This window comes from Bacillus sp. NTK071 (assembly GCF_017303315.1).
Taxonomy (GTDB): domain Bacteria; phylum Bacillota; class Bacilli; order Bacillales; family Guptibacillaceae; genus Guptibacillus.
Map to the genome: position 1 here is coordinate 1 of NZ_JAFKOI010000013.1, position 20,052 is coordinate 20,052.

Here is a 20,052-nt window from a genome sequence, read left to right on the forward strand (position 1 = left end):
CCGAGTGTCTGCCCACTGCAGCTGGATCTAACGAAAAGCGGAAGTGGGCGGTTAGACCCGGCAGGCACTGGAGCCCCCCAAATTGAACACGGTCTTTGTGTTCGAGTTGGGGGGTGAAGTGACCGAGGGTCTGCCCACTGCAGCTGGATCTAACGAAAAGCGGAAGTGGCCGGTTAGACCCGGCAAGCGCTGGAACCCCCAAAATTAAGTTTAGCGGATATCATTTTATTTCCGCGGATATATTTCGTTTTTCGCGGATATATTCTGAATATCGCGGATATATCCTCATGATCGCGGATATCCGTTAAATATCATCCACCTCAAACCTTCTTTTAGCTAACTTGAGGCATGCTTCAGAGCTAACAAGCTCAATTCATAGAAAAACCGGCTGAATCTCAGCCGGTTTTCATATTAATTAGTTGTAAATTGCTCTTCTTCTGTTGACCCTTTAAGTGCTGTTGTAGAAGAAGTTCCACCCGTAATAACTTGTGACACTGTATCAAAATAACCCGTTCCAACTTCACGCTGGTGTCTAGTTGCGGAATACCCATCCACTTCACTAGCAAACTCAGCCTGTTGAAGTCTTGAGTATGCAGCCATACCGTGATCTTTATAGTCTCTTGCTAGTTCAAACATACTGTGATTAAGCGCATGGAATCCTGCAAGTGTAACGAATTGGAACTTGTATCCCATCTTCCCTAGTTCGCGCTGGAATTTAGCAATTGTATCGTCATCCAGCTTTTTCTTCCAGTTAAATGAAGGTGAGCAGTTATATGCGAGAAGTTTACCAGGGAATCGTTCATGAATAGCATTCGCAAATTTCTGCGCTTCTTCAAGATTAGGCTCTGACGTTTCGCACCAGATGAGATCTGCATATGGTGCGTATGCAAGACCTCTTGCAATTGCTTGATCAAGACCAGGTTTTGTATAGAAGAATCCTTCAGGAGTCCTCTCACCTGTTAGAAATTCATGGTCATACTTATCTACGTCACTTGTAATAAGATTAGCCGCATTAGCATCTGTTCTTGCAATGATTAGCGTTGGTACTCCCATAACGTCTGCTGCAAGTCGGGCTGAGATTAAGTTCTTAACAGCCTGCTGTGTTGGAAGGAGAACTTTACCTCCAAGGTGGCCGCACTTCTTCTCAGACGATAACTGATCTTCGAAATGTACTCCTGCAGCACCTGCTTCAATCATTGACTTCATTAGCTCAAATACATTCAATGTACCACCAAAACCAGCTTCTGCATCAGCAACGATTGGAGCAAACCATTCTCTTTCATGAACCCCTTCAGAATGCTCAATTTGGTCAGCTCTTTGAAGAGCTTGGTTAATGCGCTTCACAACTTGTGGAACGCTGTTAACAGGGTACAAACTTTGGTCAGGGTACATCTGTCCGGAGAGGTTAGCATCTGCGGCTACTTGCCATCCGCTTAAGTATATGGCTTTTAAGCCAGCTTTCACCTGTTGAACTGCCTGGTTACCTGTTAATGCACCAAGAGCATTTACGAAATCCTCTTCGTTAACAAGTTTCCACAGACGTTCTGCTCCTCTTTTAGCAAGCGTATATTCGATTTGGATCGAACCTTGGAGCTTAATTACATCTTCAGGTGAATATGGTCTTTCAATTCCTTTGAATCGATCTTGCTTCCAGTTCTCTTGAATCGTTGCTTTTTTTTCATTAGTCATTATAGTATCCCCCTAGATATGAGTAAATTTAGATTAAACGGTCAATTCATTCGCTGTTTCCATTAATGTGATACAGTCATGGCGTTTCTTCCAGATTTGGTTCGGTTCAGGCATATAGTGGTTATAAATGGCGTTTATCATTTCAATCGTATGAATATCAGACACGCAGGTTCCATCAAACCCTTCAACTACTGAAACTGTTTCCAATTCAAATTGTTCTAGAGTATTCGTCTCCCTTTTATCACAACCTTTACTAGAATCATCACAAATGACATGTGTGTTTCGTTTGTGACCTACTTTAATTAAGTATCGAGCGGCATCCGTTATGTTTTCCTTCTTATTTGTTTCAAAATGGAGCCCTGCACAGTGGTTCCTTAGTTCATAAAGCATTTCTTCAGCTTGATATATACTATTACTTCCTAGTAGTACAGAAGCTTTAACTGTTCCTTCTAAAAGTTTCATTTCTCTTTCAGCGAAAGTGAAAACGCTGTTCCAAAATCTTGCTTCATGATAAGTCGTAATGCCTGTTAATCCGAAATAAGGCGCCGATTTTTTTTGTAACAATGGAACAGTGTTATGAAACAGGTATAATCCAAAATCAAATAAACCAGCTGACATTTCCATTCCGTCCACGATTACGTTCTCTTCTTTCATGTTCCACTGTCGGGGGATCATCACGAATGAAGTAGGATATACGTTCACCATGTTGCTATTTCGTTTAATTTCTTCATTTACATTTGCATGTGAAGTCATTCGTTGATTATAGGTTATAAATTGGTCACTCATAAAATCAGCAGCAAAAACCCTTGCACCCATTTGTAATGAGCTTCGAAGTCGCTCTTTATCAAAAGCTGAATGTCTAACCATTACGCGACGATCTTGAAGGTCTGCTCTAACAGGCTTAACAGTCCAGTTAGTTTCACGAACGGATTTCGTATTTGGAAGAAATCCTTTTTGTTCTTCATCGTTTTGCTTTACAAGCTCGTGAAGATCTCTCATTTCTGTTTCAAATTGACGATGAAGTTTCAGAAGAAACTCCATCGCTTCCTGTGTCAAAAGGCTTCTCACGTTAGAGTTAACGCTTTCACATTTCTCCTCAATCATCGCTTCCCCTCCTATTCTAAGCGACCGCTACTATTACAGCGATGGCACCCTACGCAACCTTCACCCTCACAGTGATGACACCCTTCTGCTTTTCTTTCCTTCCCATTACAATGCGGACATTCCAACTCACCATTTCCATAACATGTATAACAATCCATTTTTACTTCCTCCCATCTGTTATAATACAATTTGTTTTATTTGTTAGTATTATATAACAACATTCAAAAAAGGTTCAACCTATTTTTCGAAAAAATAAAAAAACTGTGATTTGTACAAATCACAGTTTAATATTTTACTAATTTTGTATAATATTTACGAAAACTAACAAAAACCCGCATACGAAGCACGTGTAACTGTATCAAACAGATCGTGCTCTATTTTTTATAAAAGGATACTTGTTTAAAGAATCCTCACCTGAGAGAAGGAGCAGATCTGATGTATGGATCATTTCTCCTGCTTGCTTGATCAAGAGTCGTCAATCCATAATCATCTTGAGGAAGGAATTGTTTAGAAATATCTATTTCTACAAAAAAAAGCACCCATATTGGGTGCTTTTAGCTAATCATTGTAATGATTCGATTAATGGAAGAACGGAATTGTTCGATATTCACAAATCGTGCTTCCCTAATTGATTCTTTTCCCTCAACATACAGCAATAGTACAGGAATCGTAAAAACTGAAAACTCTCCAGCTGCTTCTGGAATTTCATGTACGTTAAGCTTGCCGCTTTTTATTTGTGGAAAGTCTTTAAGAACTTCCTCTACTTGAGGTAATAAGGCATGACAGACGGAACAATTGGTTCCATAAAGATATAGAAAATAAAGAGAATGATGATTTCGATTTCGCTTGGCTTCTTCTAATGTTACACCTTCCATCTTTAACACCCTTCTTCATTCGTTAATCTATTATGAAATATTCATCCTTCTATTTTTGGCAATGACGAACATAAATATCCCGTATGCTATTAATCCAAATGCAACGACTCCAAGAAGAATCGCTCCATAGGGCTGCTTAGCAAGTTCCGACAAAGCGCCACCGAGCCCTTTTGTTTTATCAGGATCGGCTGTAATGGCTGTCTGTATAATAAAGACTCCAATAAGCGCGAAAACAACGCCACGTGCTGTAAAGCCAAATTGTCCAACACGTTTTCCCCACCATTCTTCCTGATTGTGCATTTCGTGTTGTTTGAGATGCTTCATAAATGATTTCTTATATGCTCGAACAGCTTGATAAATTCCAATTGCGATGAAACACAGACCGACAAAACCAAGCACCCACTGACCAAATGGCTGTCCTAATAATTTAGCAGACCATGATTGTTTGCCACCTGATGATGAGCTGCCTGCTCGCATAATAATTGAAACAGCATTGTAAGCAAGGAACAAGTGAATGACTCCACTACTGAAATAACCAATTCGACTTCCAATAGCGCGCATCCCTGTACCTTTATTATCCGGATCTTTAAAAGCCTGTATAATCTTCCATGAAGCATAACCTACCAGACCAACTGCCAATAACCACAGAAGCGCCTCACCAAAAGGTTTACTTGCTATTGTTGTAAAAGCACCTTTAGAATCTGTTGTTTTGCCACCTGGCCCGAGCGCTGCTTGAGCTGCAAGGATTCCAATAACAAGATAAACCATTCCTTTCGCGATGTAACCCATTCTTGAAAATCCTCTAATCCAAGGCTTAACGTCATTTGTTGCCTGACTTGCTTTCGCTTTTGCAGTAGTATCCGTGTCCATGTATGATCTCCTTCCAACCTATCGAATAATTAGACCATTAGTTCTATTCCCATTAACCATTGCTTTCAACCCCAAAATGTTGAATAGAGACTCCATATTAATTTGTAACGAAATAAAAATAGCCCTGTAAGCGAATCCAGCATTCGCTTACAGGGCTGCTAATTGAGGAGATAGACTTGTGGGAACAAGCTATCGCATTTTCTTACTATACTATAGATCACATAATTTTCATATAGTTTAGAATCATTTCTTTTGTAATTCATCGCGTTAAAATACTAAGATTGTTCAGCAACAATGCTTCTTCTTGCAATAATTTTTGCCATCAAGCCATGCTTTGGTGAAAGGATAAACGTAATTGCAAAAATAAGACCTGCAATAGATGCCATTGATCCCGAAATTGAAATGTTCCAACCCAGTGCAGCGTAATAACCACCGATCGCTGCTATAACACCGATCGCTGCACTTATGACTAACATGACTAGAAGTTTATCAGTTAGTAAATAGGCTGTAGCTCCTGGCACAATAAGCATCGCTACAACAAGAATAGCACCAACACTATCAAAAGAAGCAACTGTCGTAATAGACACCATTGACATAAGTAGATAATGAATGAACATAACTGGTATACCGATTGCTGTAGCCATTGCAGGATCAAAAGAACTTATTTTAATCTCTTTATAGAATAAGAAGATTAATATTAAGTTAATTAACAGAACACTACCTAGCATCCAAACAGCAGACGGACCCAGATCCATTCCTCCAATCGTTAACGTATTCCAAGGAATGAATGTAATTTCACCCATCAGCGCATGATTTACATCTAGATGAACTTTACCAGCAAAGGCTGAAAGAAGAATAACTCCAAATGCGAAGAGCGAAGTAAACACGACACCAATAGCCGCATCTGATTGCACTCCGCTTGAGTGAAGCACCTGTACAAGAAAAGCCGTTAATAACCCGATGACTCCTGCTCCAACGAGCATATAAATTCCTTCAAGAGAGTGACTCACGAGGTACGCAAGCACGATTCCAAGTAGAACAGTATGACTAATGGCATCTGCTAGCATAGCCATTTTTCTAAGGATAAGAAAACAACCTACTATTCCGCATGTTACCCCTACTAAAGAACCAGTTAGCATAATCCATGCTCCGTAGCTCATGATGATTTCACCTCTCTTTTCCGTTTGTTAATACCTTTTGATTCGATGTTTGCAAAGTAGTATTTCTCACCCTTAGCAAAATGAGCAGGGTCAAGCTGTGGTGTGTGTTCATGTGTCGCCATTAACTCCATTAACTCTTTTAGAGTATCTGAAGGAATTTCCTCATACTCCCATGCTTCATTTGCAGCTAATTGAAGATAAGCAAATCTCATCTCGTACATGGTGTAAATTTCGAACAACCGATTATTGAATGTAACCTCATAAGCTTCCTTAGCGCCTGTTTCCGTTAGTCCCCATTCTCCATCTGATTGGTTCAATAGTCCTTCTTTGCTCAACCGTTGAAGGTTTTTATCTAACATTCGATTCGTCATTCTTCTTCTAGTAATCAACTGCTCAGGTGAGAATAACAAACTGCTATTTGACAGACTCGCTTCTTCAGCAAGGTCATACATTGTTTGGAGCACTGTTTCTCTTGCAACACGTTTACGAATTCTGTATAGTTTTAAACCTTTTGAAACGAGACCACGATTTGGAGCAAAAACAAGGGATATCAAAAAAATAAACGTAGCAGCCAAAACGATTACTGGTCCAGTTGGCAAGCTGCTTGCCGTAGCGCTTAGGATCGTACCCAAAATACCTGAAAGTGCCCCAATTGTACCTGCTACAATTACCATACGATCAAGTCGATCAGTCCAGTATCTTGCAGCTATCGCAGGAGTAATAAGCATGGCGGCCATCAAGATAACGCCCACCGCCTGTAATCCAATAACAACTGCACTTACAATAAGAGTCATTAACAAAGCATTTATGAAACCAGTTGGAAGTCCGATTCCTTTTGCAAATTGCCTATCAAATGTAAACAACTTCAATTCTTTGAAAAGGAGAAACGTAATGATGAGAAGAACTATCGCCACTCCCGAAATCACTTTAACATCGCTACCAACTAACGAGGCTGCCTGACCGAATATAAAGTCGTCAAGTCCACTCTGGTTGCCATTTTTAGATTGTGCGATTTTCGTAAGAAGGACGATCCCGAATCCAAAAAACACAGAAAGAACCAATCCGATTGCAGTATCCTCTTTAATTCGAGAATGATTGATAATCGCTTGAATGAAATAAGTTGCAAGCAAACCAGATAGTGCAGCCCCTATAAGAAACCACCCAATTGATTTTGTGCCATAGAGCAAGAATGCAAGACAAATACCTGGTAATGCAGCATGAGCCATCGCGTCCCCGATCAGACTCTGCTTTCGAAGAAGAGCAAAGCTTCCAAGCACCCCACTGGCAATCCCGAGAAGAATGGATCCAAAGAGAACCCACTGCGTATTCGCATCCTGCAAAGTTAAGAGAAGCTCATTCAACACTATAAGCCCTCCTTATGACTGCACAACATGTGATGGGTCAACTTGAGTATCAAGAAATGAAAGACGACCACCATATGTTTTCTGCAGATTATCTATTGTAAACACTTCTTCTGTTGGTCCAAGGGCGATTTTCCGTTTGTTTAATAGAAGCGTCCAATCAAAGTATTCCTTTACCGTTTGAAGGTCATGGTGAACAACGAGTACTGTTTTCCCCTGTGCTTTTAATTCATTTAATAAGGAGATAATCGCCTTCTCAGTAGCTGCGTCAACTCCTACAAATGGTTCATCCATGAAATAGACAGTAGCATCCTGTGCAAGTGCCCTTGCAAGGAAAACACGCTGCTGCTGCCCACCTGAAAGCTGGCTAATTTGCCTACTTGCGTATTCTTTCATCCCTACTTTATCGAGAGCTTGTAATGCGATTGCGATGTCCTTCTTTCCAGGACGTCTAAACCATCCAATGTGTCCATAACGTCCCATCAATACAACATCCAATGCATTTGTTGGAAAGTCCCAATCCACGGAACCACGCTGAGGAACGTAGCCCACTAGTTTCCTCTGAGATTTGTAAGGTTTACCGTAAATTTCTACAGTACCTGAAGCAGTTGGGATAAGTCCTAATATCGCTTTAATTAATGTTGATTTCCCTGCACCATTTGGCCCAACAACTCCAATTAATTTTCCCTCAGGCATGTCGAACGTAATTTCTTGTAGAACCGGCTTTCGATCATATGCAACTGTCACGTTTGATACATTTACTGGATTCATCTTGTTACTCCTTTCTTAAACTATTTCAATGATTCTGTAATCGTTTCAATGTTATGTCTGTACATACCTGTGTAGGTTCCTTCTTGTGTACCTTCTTCTCCCATTGCATCAGAGAATAACTCTCCACCTATGACAACTTGATGTCCCTTTTCTTTAGAGCCTTCTACAACCGCATTAATAGACCGTTCTGAAATACTACTTTCTATAAAAACAGCTTTAATGTTTCGATCAGCTAGAACGTTAACTAAATCCTGAACGTCTCGTAAGCCGTATTCAGAATCGGTACTTAATCCCTGCAAACCTTTTACTTCCATCCCATATGCCTGCCCGAAGTATTGGAAGGCATCATGTGCAGTAACAAGTACACGACTTTCTTCAGGTATTTCATTTATTCTTTCTTGCGCTTCTTTTTGTAATGCCGTTAATTCTTCAAGATACGCTTCTGTGTTTTTCTCATAATCTGATTTATGTTCTGGATCGAATTCAATTAATCCATCACGAACTTCTTTAACTGCATACTTCCAAATCTCAATGTCGAACCATACATGAGGATCTACTGCTGCCGAATTTGCTTGATCCACTAAAAGCATATCTTCAGGAATCGCTTCTGCGACTGCATAAGTCGGTTTCTCATCTTTCATTTTTGCAAAGATATCACCCATTTTTCCTTCTAGATGAAGTCCATTATAGAAAATAATATCTGCGTTCGATAATTTATTAATATCTCCTTGAGAAGCTTTATACAAATGCGGGTCAATTCCTGGGCCCATAAGAGCATCAACCGTAACGTGATCTTTACCAATGTTTTTAGCAATGTCTCCAATTTGACCAATTGTAGTTGTGATTTTTATTTTACCGTCGTTTTCTTGACCTGCATCAGTACTACTACACCCTGCAATAACTAATAGAAATAGTGATGCAGCGAAAAGATATCCCATCCATTTTTTCATTTTAACTTACCTCTCCTTCATAATTTTCACCCTTCACCATTAGCTATAAGCTAACGTATGGGCTTTCCTCATTTGCTGTGCCTATCCTATTTCAATAGTAAAAAATAATTGCTTATCCTCTTTATTTTTCACCGTACAAACAATTGTTTCCCGAAGGCAAAACTTATCTAAAAAAACAGAGTTGAGAACTCTCAACTCGTTTGTTATTTCATGCACAAAACTATAAATGTTTCCCTAGTACAAAAGTATCGCGTAAATGCATATCTGTCAACTTTATTTTATTCCGTACCTAGAAATTTAGAATACAAATACCTATTTCTTCACTATTCCACATTTTCTTCCCATTCCCTTTTTCAATAATGAAAGTAAATCATGTCAGCTACAGCGACCTTTTGGAATGTAGGTTTTTACGTTTCACTTATACTAAAACGCGCTAGCAATTTGCCAGCACGTTTTAATTAACTGAAATTAACTTTTTCTCTTGCACAGGTAGACAAACTTCCACTTGTGTCCCCTCACCTTCAACACTTGAAAGCGTCATACGTCCATTATGATTTTCGATAATGTTAAAACTCACCATCAACCCGAGTCCTGTTCCATTCTCTTTAAGTGTATAGAACGGTTCTCCAATTCTTGAAAGCTGCTGTTCTGGAATACCAACGCCTTGATCTTTAATTGAGATGACCGCATCACCGTCTTCATTTTTGGTAACTTTTAATGCGATCATTCCCCCTGAAGGCATGGCTTCAATAGCATTTTTAAGCACATTCACAAAAACCTGTTTGATCTGGTTCTCTTCACAAACAAGAAGAAATTGGTCGAAATCGTAATGTGTTCTTATGACAATATCCTTTAATATCGCTTGCGTTTTGAGAAGCGAAACAACATGCCTTAATAATGAGATAAGATCACTTTCAGCGAATTCTTTTTCCTGCGGTCTTGCGAGCAACATAAACTCACTTACAATGAAATTGATTCGATCAATTTCTGAGAGCATTATTTGCAAGAACTCCTGTGATTTTTCATCCTTTGAAGAACTATGCAGAATATTGGCGAAGCCTTTCAAAGAAGTTAGCGGATTTCTAATTTCATGAGCCACACCTGCTGCTAGTTCTCCGACAGCTGTTAACTTTTCTGAACGCCTTAGAAGTTCTTCCGTTTCTTTTAACTCTGTAATGTCTTCTACAAAGGCGATGACCCCTTGGACTTTTCCCTCTACTATATGTGGAATTGATACAATTTTCACTTTAACGGAATGACCAAGCTTATGGACGATCGCCGATTCACATTTCTGCGGACTACCTTTTTTGGTTGCCTCAAAACAAACCATCGTTCTTTTGAGGAAACGCTGTTCAACAATTTGAAAACTCGTTTTAAGTCTTGCATCACTTGAGGAATATCCACTTATTTTCTCTAATGAAGGATTGATATTGAGAATTTCACCATCTACGTTTAAGAGCATCACACCGTCCGGACTGTTTTCAACCAGTGAGTGATATCTGTGTTCGCTTTCCTGTAGTTGATTGGCCTGTTTCTCTAGCTTACGGTCCCGAACAACACTAATTAAAATCAACACTGCTACAATAAAGATACCTGTTAAAACGATATACTGTAAAAGTGTATTATCACTGTAATTTTCGACATTAAAACGTGGTTTTGCTAGAGACGTGGACATCGTCAAATAATAAATGCATGAAGAGCCAATTCCAAGTACAATAGCGCCAAACATTTTCCCCCAAGATGAGACCTTTTCATTTGTAACACCATAAACGAGCCATAAACTACTAATTGTTGTAAAAAAGGCAATCGATCCTGGGAAAGCTAATCTCCACCAGTCACTGAGCTTGTATGAAACGTCTAACAAATAGGTAGAAGTTAGCACCTGTAAAATAAGTAACGATAGCGCAATTAATATACTAGCAAAGAAAATATCTCTTAATTGTCTTTTGTATGTAAGAATGAGAAAGGAAAGAAATGAACCACAAACAGGAATCAATAAAGTAGTTGCTACGAACCATGGCTGATAGTGTGCTGTCGAAGTGGAAGCCAATCCCAAAATGACAATGTATTGAAGAATCCAAATACCAGCTCCAAATGCAAGAGCACTACCTATTATCCAAATCTTTCTATATGAAAGCACCATATTTAGGGCTTTTTCGTGAAAATCAAATGCTGTATATGCATAACTCACTACCATTAAAATCGAAATGACAATTAGAAAAAAATGAAATGTATATGTAATTTCCGCCATGCTAAACCCCACTCTTATTCTCGTATTTCGATGTAAAAATGTGATTATTCATATCCCTAATACTATTTGACACTATCTAGCTAATTCCTTCCACATTTTACAATTACTTTAGAATTTCTTGTTTATCAGCTAGAAAATGAAAAGCAGCCTTTTTAAAACAGGCTGCAGTCGACATTTTGAATGGCTAACTTTCTGTTCACCCGGGTAAAGAAGAGGGAAGGAGGAGTACACATGCCACAAATTCTATTTAAAGTTCAACAAGTCAACCGCCTACAAAACCACCACATACCTGATACTTATGAAGCAGAAGTGGAGGTGGAAATAATCAATCGTGAATCAGGCGAACTTATTCAACAAGGTACACTTCCGGTTCAATTTAATGAACACGGCTCATTTCCTTCTATATCACACATTCAAGATTTTGTACCTGATAAGAAGATGCAGAAAAAGCTTTTATTTGATATTAGAAGATATGTTCGTAAATTACGCCCGTATCTTCAGCCTGATGATGAATAATTAGGCTTCATATAAATAGCGATAAATATTACAAGCAACCTGTATATTCAATAAATCCGTAGGATCATTGAAATCCATATTCATAATTTCTTGTATACGTTGAATTCGATAGTTCATCGTGTTCACATGTACGTGTAGCTGTTCAGACGCATTCTTCAAATCCTGGCCTGTCGATAAATAGACGAATAGCGTTTGGAATAATTCACCTTTACGTCTCTTCTCGTATGCAAGGAGCGGAGAAAGATATTCAAACGCATAGTTAGCAAGCTCGTCTTCTTTGTTATTTAATAGTAAACGCAACGCTCCAAGTTCTTCATACCAAGATGAGGATCCTGCAAATGTAAATCGTTTCAGAAATTTTATCGTTTTCTTCGCTTCCTCAAAAGATTGATGAAGTGCATGTATTCCTTTAACTGGTTTTCCAATACCGATCCGACAAACTTTCTCTTCAGAAATACCCTCAATTAATTGGTTGAAATCATTCATAAAGCGGTTAACGTTGATTATGGATGATTCAATCCCATTCTTACAACCTTGATGGAAGAGTAACACCAATTGCCTCCCCCATTCTGTTACTAACACTTGTATGTCACCATTAATAGTTAGTAAGTGGATTATAGCAGAGTGAATACACCTGCGTAGCCATTCCTCTTGCTCTTTACTACATTCTTGCGGCACATCAAGCACAGCAGCTGTGAAGTAGCCATCCATACTTGTATTCAATCGATTCGAAACATAACTTAGATCTGACTCATCTTCTTGATCTGACAAAACATTAATGAGTAACTCACTAGTTAAACGTTGCTGTTCCTTATGCTCAGATTCCTTCTTCATTAATTGGAGACCAGCTACAGTACAGGCATGATACACGGCAGAATGTTCAAATCTGGTAAGAGCTAGCTTATCTGTTATAACGGCAAGATAACCGAGTGGGAACGTTAACCTTCCTAGTGGAAAGATGAGAAATTCACCTTCTAATCCTACAATAGGCTGTTCCTTTTCATTCTCATTTCCCTTGCCATGCTTTGAATGAAGATGACTAATAATAGTATTTTTAAGTACTCCCCTGTTCAGCAAATCTTCTGTACTTGAAGCCTTCACATCACCAAAAGGATCAAATACTACGACTGCTTTTCCAATAGCATTCGCTAAATAGGTGCATATTTCCTGAAACGAGCTCTCATCCATCCCTATGTCAGATAAGGCTTGATGGGTTTCTACAGATTTAGATAACCCCTCATTTTGATGAATAATCGTTTGATTAAATCGCTGCACTTTTTCAAGAGATATCTCTTTATTTCGATATAAATCAGCATTCTCAAGGGCAATTGCAGCTTGGGAAGATATCGCCTCTACTAGCCTTATATCTTCTTCTGTGAATGGTTTTTCTTGTTTGAAACGATCAAGCACAATTACTCCTGTACAAGAGGAATCCTGGATAATTGGAATACAAATCGTGCTCATTGGCCGTTCCTCGGTGGATTGTTGATATAACACAGCATTCTGATCACTCATTGTACTCATCGCATTAGCTACTTCTTTGCTTGTTCGAAAGTGCAGTGTTTTTTCTTGTTCAAAAGCCATTCCAGTCATGGACTCACCCGACTTTAGCATAACTTCATTCAGGGTCTTTTTGCGAAAGCCGGATGAAGCTGCTACTTTAAGTCCATTACTTCTATAATCATATAGAAAGAGGACTCCTCCATCTGCAGCATCAATTGCCGAAACAGCTTCTTCAATCACTGACTGAATCACAGAATAAAAATCTAACGAAGAGTTAAATATAGTCGAAACTTGCATTAGTAGATGTAGCTGCCTTTTACTTAGATCTGCTTCATTCTCCAGTAAACCTCTCGCCATTCATTTCACTCCTTCTCGCTATTATCGATTAACTTCTTCTGCTTCTGACAGGGATTGAGTGGCCAAATATGACAATGTAGCTTCTCCAAGTGTTTTTGCTGCAATTAACATCGCTTTTTCATCGATATCAAACATTTGATGATGATGAGGATAGGTAGATTGCCTTTCTTTGTTTCCAGATCCGGTTAAGAAGAAAGTTCCTGGAACTTTCTGGAGGTAATACGCAACATCTTCACCGACCATTAAAGCTTCAGTTTCGACTACATTCTTTACTTCTTCTATTTTCTTAGCGGCATCTTTTAGCATCATCGTTTCTTCTTCATGATTTACAACTGGAGGATAGCCACGTTGATAGTTGAAAGAATAGTCCGCTCCAGCAGAAACACAAGCACCCTTAATCATTTGTTCTATTAGCGTAACGATCTTTTCACGCACTTCCATATCGAATGTTCGTACTGTACCTTTTAATGTGGCTGTTTCTGATAGAACGTTAAAAGCAGATCCAGCTTGGAACGACCCAATTGAGACGACCGCTGTTCTGGCGGGATTCACAAAGCGACTCACGATTTGTTGAAGGTTCGTAACAAGCCCACTTGCTACTACAATCGAATCAACTGCCTCGTGCGGGATACCTCCATGACCTCCCTTGCCTTTAATAACAATTTCAAAGGAATCAGCTGCCGCCATAAATCTACCGGATTTATAAGCAATCGTTCCTGTTGGAAATCCTGACCATAGATGTGTTCCGAACAAAACATCAACGCCATCCAGACATCCGTCTTCGATCATTGGCTTTGCTCCACCAGGCGTAATCTCTTCAGCAAACTGATGAATGAAGACGATTTTCCCAGAAATCCCCTCTTTCTGTTCATGCAAAGCCTTTGCTAGAAACAACAACGTTGATGTGTGGCCGTCATGTCCACAAGCGTGCATCACACCTGGAACTGTTGATTTATAAGATACGTCCTTCTCATCATTAATTGGTAGCGCATCAAAGTCAGCACGTAAAGCGACTGTTTTACCTGGAAGTGCTCCTTCAAGAACGGCTACAACACCTCTCCCTCCTACTTCCGTTCTTACCTTCATGCCAAGTTCAGTATAGAAGTCAGCAATTAACTGGGGTGTGCGAACTTCTTCAAAGGATAACTCGGGATTTTTATGTAGATCCCTCCTAAGGTCAACCATGTCAGGATATAGCTCGTCTAACCTATTATAAAGTGCTGTTTTCACCTTTTATTCTCCTCTCTTCTTTCTGTTTTAAGAATAATTTCACTAGTCTGACTCTAATATACTATGTGTATTTTAACAAAAATTCTGACTTTAATATGTAGATTATAACAAATCAGTTGTTAAAATTGTGAAATGAAGCATAAGCAAGCATGATATGGATTCTGCCTATTATCCTAATAAGCTAAACGTTTTCTATTAAGGGATTACAGTTAGTTGCATAAAAGTCGCCTATTTTTTAAAATGAACTGGGACGATAAAGGAGGACTAACGCATGCGAATATTACTTTTAGGCGCAACTGGAAGAGTTGGAAGTGACATTCTTAAACTCGCAGTTGCAGATCAACACGAGATAAAGGTTCTAGTGAGGTCACCGGAAAAGCTTGAAATAAAAGAAAATGTCACTATTATCGAAGGGAATGTGCTTGATGAGGAGACTTTAGATGAAGCCGTTCAAGGGGTTGATGTTATTGTTAGCGCCCTTAGTACCGATAAAACCACTACACTATCTGAAAGCACACCGATGCTAATACGTGCTATGGAGAAACACCAGGTTAAACGGATTATAACAGTTGGAACCGCAGGGATTTTGAATAGTCGTATAGAACCTTCTCTCTACAGATTCGAGTCATCAGAATCAAAAAGAAAAACCACTCGAGCAGCTGAGGAACACCTTTCTGTTTTCAAGGCTCTCTCTGCAAGCGAACTAGATTGGACAATTGTTTGCCCAACCTATTTACCAGATGGCGCTCCTAAAGGAGAATACAGGATTAATGAGGATGCTCTTCCTGAGAACGGACGTGAGATTACAGTAGGAGACACAGCAGAGTTTGTTTATCAAACACTACTGACTAACAAACATTTAAAGAAGCGAGTTGGAATTGCGTATTAATTATTGAAGCATACCTTTATCTTTTATAATAACAGTGAAAGAAATAAAATGTTAACTAGGACCTTTTCAAGAAGGTCCTCTTCTTTTCCTCTAATGGATAGAAGCAACAAAAAAGGAAACAGGTAATTACCCATTTCCTTTTGATTTTATCGCATTAGTTTTGCTTAAGGGCTGCCTCAAGCGCAATAACCATCATTTCTTTAAACGTAGACTGACGCTCTTCAGATGTCGTTTCCTCTCCAGTTACGATATGGTCACTTACTGTAAGGACAGTTAACGCATTTACACCATACTTAGCAGCGATCGTGTATAAAGCTGATGTTTCCATCTCCACTCCAAGCACTTGATAGTCAGCTAACTGCTGGAATATCTCCGGGTTATCACGATAGAATGAATCACTCGTAAAGACATTTCCGACGTGGACGTTCATTTCTTTCTCAGTTGCTACATCGTACGCGCTCTTAAGTAAATTGAAATCTGCTGTTGGAGCGAAGTCCATGCCATTAAATTGAAGACGGTTAACACCCGAGTCAGATGTTGCACTCATTGCAAGAATGACGTCTCTTACTTTCACTTCTTTCTTTAACGCTCCGCACGTTCCAACACGAATTAAATTCTTAACACCATAGCTTTGAATTAATTCATTTACATATATTGATATGGATGGAACACCCATTCCAGTTCCCTGAACCGAAATTCTTTCTCCCTTGTATGTACCAGTATAGCCAAGCATACCTCTTACCTCGTTATAACAAACAACGTCTTCTAGAAACGTTTCTGCAATAAACTTCGCACGCAACGGATCTCCTGGTAGAAGAATAGTTTCAGCGATATCTCCCTGTTTAGCTCCAATATGTACACTCATTGTATAACCTCCCTAAATAATGCGTTCACTATCAAAAGTAGCATAAGATGCTTTGATATTCCATAAGCAATGCCTCTCAACTATACTTTTCCTTAAAAAACTTTCAGTATACCTGGATAGAATATGTGTTTCTTTTATAATCCAACATTAAAACAGAAAGAGGCTGGGACAAAACTAAAATACATGAAGGGAATCGTGAATTTTGAATGGTAAGAGTAAGACCTTAGCGTAGCCAACATACGTAGACTCCTGCGGGAACAGCACGAGTCCGAAGACCCCGCAGGAAAGCGTTTTTTGCTTTCTGAGGAGACTGAGGCCGTGCCCGCGGAAAGCGAAGTATGTTGGCGAAGCGGTTGTTTCATATCTGTAAATTACGAAAGACCCGATCTGATTCAAATGAATTGTTCGGGTCTTTCTCATGGTTATTTACTTATGTCCCAGCCTCTTTCTCTAATTAAATGGCTTAATAGTAAGGGGAAATCATTAAATACACAACAACCCCAGTTAAGCTTACATAAAGCCAAATAGGCATTGTCCATCTAGCAATCTTACGGTGCTTTGCTACTTGCATGTTCAGACCTCGCGTAACCGTAATGAGGGCAAGCGGGACAATGGCAGCCGCTAAAATAATATGTGAAATCAGAATAAAGAAATAGATGGAACGAATTAGTCCTTCTCCACCAAACGATGTTGATTCTGACAGACCATGGTAAGTCACATAGGAAACAAGGAATAATGCCGTAGTTGTAAATGCGGCAAAAATAAATCGCTTATGGAGTTTAATGTTTTTCTGTTTAATGAAAATAAGAGCTGCCACCAGAAAAACAAACGTAAAGCTATTAAATACAGCATTCAGAAGGGGGAGCAACGTAATGTCAAAACCTACATCTCCGCCATATTCAGGTAAAAAGAATAAAATTACTACTAGTACGTTCACCGCAATGGAAAGACCAACAATCCAAGGTGTATAATTTCGTTGTTTCACATCAGTCATGACATTCTTCTCCTTATACAATAATCTACCTATTAAGAATAAGAAAGATTCCCTCATTGAGCAACCAATGAGACACATCCGTTTATTAAAATTCTCACGTGTGACACGTTTTGTTCACAGGTTAGCTATGGTGTCCATTGATCATGAACAATTCCAGCCAAGTATGGTTCACCTTCATAATTTGTAAAAACAAGCTTTAAGCTCTTCCAGTCCATCCCTTCATATTCTTCAGATCCAGGAACAAAGAACTCAATATAATTACTCTCAGGGAATGCTTCTGTTATGTTTTGAATACTATTGGTTTCTCGGTAATACCCATTGTAAGTTACAAAGTCAGTTTCAATGAATTCTACATCGTACACATAGGTTTTGAAATAATCTTCTGGAGCTAAACGGATAGGCTCACCCTTACCTGCTTCTGTTCCCCATTCAAGTTGCTTCTTGTTAGTTAAAAGATCCTTCACCTGAGCAGGCATAAACACTTGCGATCGTTTATTATCGACTGTCCCATAGGGAGAGAATAGAAGGCCTTTTTTTGGATGAACAAACTCTGCAAGGTCAGTCATTTTTCTATTTTGTATAGCACTCAGTACGTCATATGCTTGCTCCATGACGACAATCTGCTCATCGAATGTCACACGAGGTAGATTAGAATCAGTCATATCTTGATCATCTGATTGAGAGCAGCCTATTAACAAACAAAGAAACAAGCAAATGATCACTTTTCGATGAATCACTCTCCTCACCTCCCAGTCGTTATCATCTACATACCTACTATATTCGCCGTTATATTCATTAACCATTCGTTTTGAATTAATTATTATATAAAGTACTTTGACCCCTAATATACAAAGTTGGTATCGCTTACAGCCATTGATTAATAGAATGAAAAGTCAATTTGGTCTCCGTTTCTCAATCTCACAATTTGATTTTAGTTCAAAAAAGCTATAAAATTTTTACTTGGGAACCTGTTAACAGTTTTGTTGCAGGATCAACGTTTATTATTATAAATGGTCATCATGCTTTAATTTGGTTTCATTTCTATATATGAAGCATGACATGAAGAACGACAGGGAATTTTACTGTTCCGCCCAATACGTTCCCTATGGAACAGCAATAATGAAAAAGTGAGGTCACAAAGATGAATCAACCATCAAAACAGGCTTCTGTTATCGTCATATTCGGAGCTACAGGAGATCTTGCAAAACGCAAGCTTTTCCCATCACTGTATAACCTCTATTGTAAAGGTGTGTTAGCAGAAGATTTCGCTGTTGTTGGCGTAGCTCGCAGACAGCTTTCTAATGAAGAATTCCGTTCTAACGTTCATGATGCTGTCATTCATACAGCCTGTATGGATAAGGATGATAAGCACGAAGAATTTAGTAGTCACTTCTTCTACCAGCCATTCGATGTTACGAAGAAGGAATCGTACCAGGACTTAAAAGGATTAACTGAATCGCTTGATGAGCAGTTTGATATTCCTGGTAACCGTATTTTCTATATGGCAATGGCTCCTGAATTCTTTGGAACAATCGCTCTTAATCTAGATTCTGAAGGTTTACTAGAAGGAACTGGTTTCAACCGACTAGTTATTGAGAAACCATTCGGACACGATTTCCCTTCTGCACAAAAGCTTAACGATGAAATTCGCCAGGTATTTACTGAAGAAGAAATCTATCGTATTGACCATTATCTTGGGAAAGAAATGGTGCAAAATATCGAGGCTATCCGCTTTGCAAATTCATTATTTGAGCCACTCTGGAATAACCGTTACATATCAAATATCCAGATTACCTCAAGTGAAACAGTTGGTGTAGAAACACGAGGCGGATACTATGAAAAGTCTGGCGCATTAAGAGATATGGTTCAAAACCATATGTTACAAATGGTTTCCCTACTTGCGATGGAACCACCTGGTAGTCTTACTACAGAAGAAATCCGTGGTGAGAAAGTGAAAGTGCTTCGCGCTCTTCGTGCAGTTAACACAGAGGAAGTAAATGATTATTTCGTTCGTGGCCAGTACAAACAGGGAGAATCGAATGGTGAAACAATTCCTGGTTACAGAGAAGAAGATAACGTTAATGAAGAATCGAATACGGAAACCTTTGTTGCAGCGAAGTTAATGATTGATAACTTCCGCTGGGCAGGTGTCCCATTCTACATTAGAACCGGTAAACGAATGCCAAACAAATCAACCAAAATTCTTATTGAGTTCAAAGACATGCCAATGAATCTATATAAAAACGAAAGTGGCAAGCTTGGACCAAATATTCTTGAGGTCCACATTCAACCTGAAGAAGGAATTACCCTTCACCTGAATGTTAAGGACACTGGCGATATGCGCAAAACAACACCAATTGAGTTGAATTTCAATAATAAACAGAAAAACAATATGAACTCTCCTGAAGCCTATGAACGCCTTCTTCATGACGTTATGAAAGGTGACGCAACAAACTTTGCGCGCTGGGATGAAGTTGCTCTCTCTTGGCAGTTCATCGACCCAATTTCTGTCGCGTGGGCTAATGAAAAAGAGCAGGACTTCCCTAACTATCCAGCTGGATCTATGGGACCTGAAGCAGCTGATAAGCTTCTAGAGAAAGATAACCTACACTGGTGGTCTTCGCCTAAAGAGTAAAACCTACAATGTATGACAACTAAAGAAAGATG

17 protein-coding genes are annotated in these 20,052 nt (G+C 39.2%); 3 read left to right on the forward strand and 14 right to left on the reverse strand.

Annotated elements, in window-relative coordinates; all coding sequences use genetic code 11:
- Window positions 1-411: 411 nt before the first annotated feature.
- From aceA to JI666_RS16395, 9 genes are all read right to left on the reverse strand, one after another.
- Window positions 412-1,689, reverse strand: coding sequence for an isocitrate lyase (aceA, locus tag JI666_RS16355; RefSeq protein WP_206893810.1), 1,278 nt, complete (start codon window positions 1,687-1,689; stop codon window positions 412-414).
- A gap of 33 nt (window positions 1,690-1,722) precedes the next feature.
- Complete coding sequence (locus JI666_RS16360) at window positions 1,723-2,793, reverse strand: aldolase/citrate lyase/malate synthase family protein (protein WP_206893811.1); 1,071 nt, start codon at window positions 2,791-2,793, stop codon at window positions 1,723-1,725.
- A 554-nt stretch (window positions 2,794-3,347) separates the two neighbouring features.
- Complete coding sequence (locus tag JI666_RS16365; RefSeq protein WP_206893813.1) at window positions 3,348-3,668, reverse strand: thioredoxin family protein; 321 nt, start codon at window positions 3,666-3,668, stop codon at window positions 3,348-3,350.
- A gap of 30 nt (window positions 3,669-3,698) precedes the next feature.
- Complete coding sequence (locus tag JI666_RS16370; protein ID WP_206893815.1) at window positions 3,699-4,538, reverse strand: DUF1206 domain-containing protein; 840 nt, start codon at window positions 4,536-4,538, stop codon at window positions 3,699-3,701.
- Between the two features lie 275 nt (window positions 4,539-4,813).
- Window positions 4,814-5,698 (reverse strand): metal ABC transporter permease, encoded by an 885-nt coding sequence (locus JI666_RS16375; RefSeq protein WP_206893817.1) that lies wholly within the window; start codon window positions 5,696-5,698, stop codon window positions 4,814-4,816.
- On the reverse strand, window positions 5,695-7,062 hold the full coding sequence (locus tag JI666_RS16380; RefSeq protein WP_349769349.1) for an iron chelate uptake ABC transporter family permease subunit: 1,368 nt from the start codon (window positions 7,060-7,062) through the stop codon (window positions 5,695-5,697). Before JI666_RS16380 ends, JI666_RS16375 begins: the two co-directional genes overlap by 4 nt.
- Before the next feature lie 12 nt (window positions 7,063-7,074).
- Window positions 7,075-7,830, reverse strand: coding sequence for a metal ABC transporter ATP-binding protein (locus tag JI666_RS16385; protein ID WP_206893818.1), 756 nt, complete (start codon window positions 7,828-7,830; stop codon window positions 7,075-7,077).
- A 20-nt stretch (window positions 7,831-7,850) separates the two neighbouring features.
- Window positions 7,851-8,780 (reverse strand): metal ABC transporter solute-binding protein, Zn/Mn family, encoded by a 930-nt coding sequence (locus JI666_RS16390; protein WP_206893824.1) that lies wholly within the window; start codon window positions 8,778-8,780, stop codon window positions 7,851-7,853.
- A gap of 454 nt (window positions 8,781-9,234) precedes the next feature.
- The gene (locus JI666_RS16395; RefSeq protein ID WP_206893825.1) at window positions 9,235-11,031 is read right to left on the reverse strand and encodes an ATP-binding protein; all 1,797 of its coding nucleotides are present in this window, start codon (window positions 11,029-11,031) and stop codon (window positions 9,235-9,237) included.
- A 231-nt stretch (window positions 11,032-11,262) separates the two neighbouring features.
- Here JI666_RS16395 and JI666_RS16400 point away from each other — a divergent pair, with 231 nt between their 5' ends.
- Window positions 11,263-11,547: a hypothetical protein gene (locus tag JI666_RS16400; RefSeq protein WP_206893826.1), complete on the forward strand. Its 285-nt coding sequence runs from the start codon at window positions 11,263-11,265 to the stop codon at window positions 11,545-11,547.
- Here JI666_RS16400 and JI666_RS16405 read toward each other — a convergent pair whose 3' ends face one another.
- Entirely contained in the window at window positions 11,548-13,407 is a 1,860-nt protein-coding gene (locus JI666_RS16405; protein WP_206893831.1) for a helix-turn-helix domain-containing protein, read from the reverse strand.
- Window positions 13,408-13,428: 21 nt separating this feature from the next.
- Window positions 13,429-14,637: an amidohydrolase gene (locus JI666_RS16410; protein ID WP_349769350.1), complete on the reverse strand. Its 1,209-nt coding sequence runs from the start codon at window positions 14,635-14,637 to the stop codon at window positions 13,429-13,431.
- Between the two features lie 271 nt (window positions 14,638-14,908).
- On the opposite strand from JI666_RS16410, the gene JI666_RS16415 reads away from it, so the two are divergent.
- The gene (locus JI666_RS16415; RefSeq protein ID WP_206893833.1) at window positions 14,909-15,526 is read left to right on the forward strand and encodes an NAD(P)-dependent oxidoreductase; all 618 of its coding nucleotides are present in this window, start codon (window positions 14,909-14,911) and stop codon (window positions 15,524-15,526) included.
- A 154-nt stretch (window positions 15,527-15,680) separates the two neighbouring features.
- On the opposite strand, the gene deoD is transcribed toward JI666_RS16415, so the two are convergent.
- The 3 genes from deoD to JI666_RS16430 form a co-directional block, all read right to left on the reverse strand.
- A complete protein-coding gene (deoD, locus tag JI666_RS16420; protein WP_136945865.1) occupies window positions 15,681-16,391 on the reverse strand; it encodes a purine-nucleoside phosphorylase in 711 nt (236 codons plus the stop codon).
- 463 nt (window positions 16,392-16,854) lie between these two features.
- A complete protein-coding gene (locus tag JI666_RS16425) occupies window positions 16,855-17,385 on the reverse strand; it encodes a DUF420 domain-containing protein (RefSeq protein WP_206893834.1) in 531 nt (176 codons plus the stop codon).
- 125 nt (window positions 17,386-17,510) lie between these two features.
- Complete coding sequence (locus tag JI666_RS16430; protein WP_206893835.1) at window positions 17,511-18,122, reverse strand: hypothetical protein; 612 nt, start codon at window positions 18,120-18,122, stop codon at window positions 17,511-17,513.
- Window positions 18,123-18,526: 404 nt separating this feature from the next.
- Between JI666_RS16430 and zwf the strand changes: the two genes are divergently transcribed.
- The gene (zwf, locus tag JI666_RS16435) at window positions 18,527-20,020 is read left to right on the forward strand and encodes a glucose-6-phosphate dehydrogenase (RefSeq protein WP_206893836.1); all 1,494 of its coding nucleotides are present in this window, start codon (window positions 18,527-18,529) and stop codon (window positions 20,018-20,020) included.
- The last annotated feature ends 32 nt before the right edge of the window (window positions 20,021-20,052 follow it).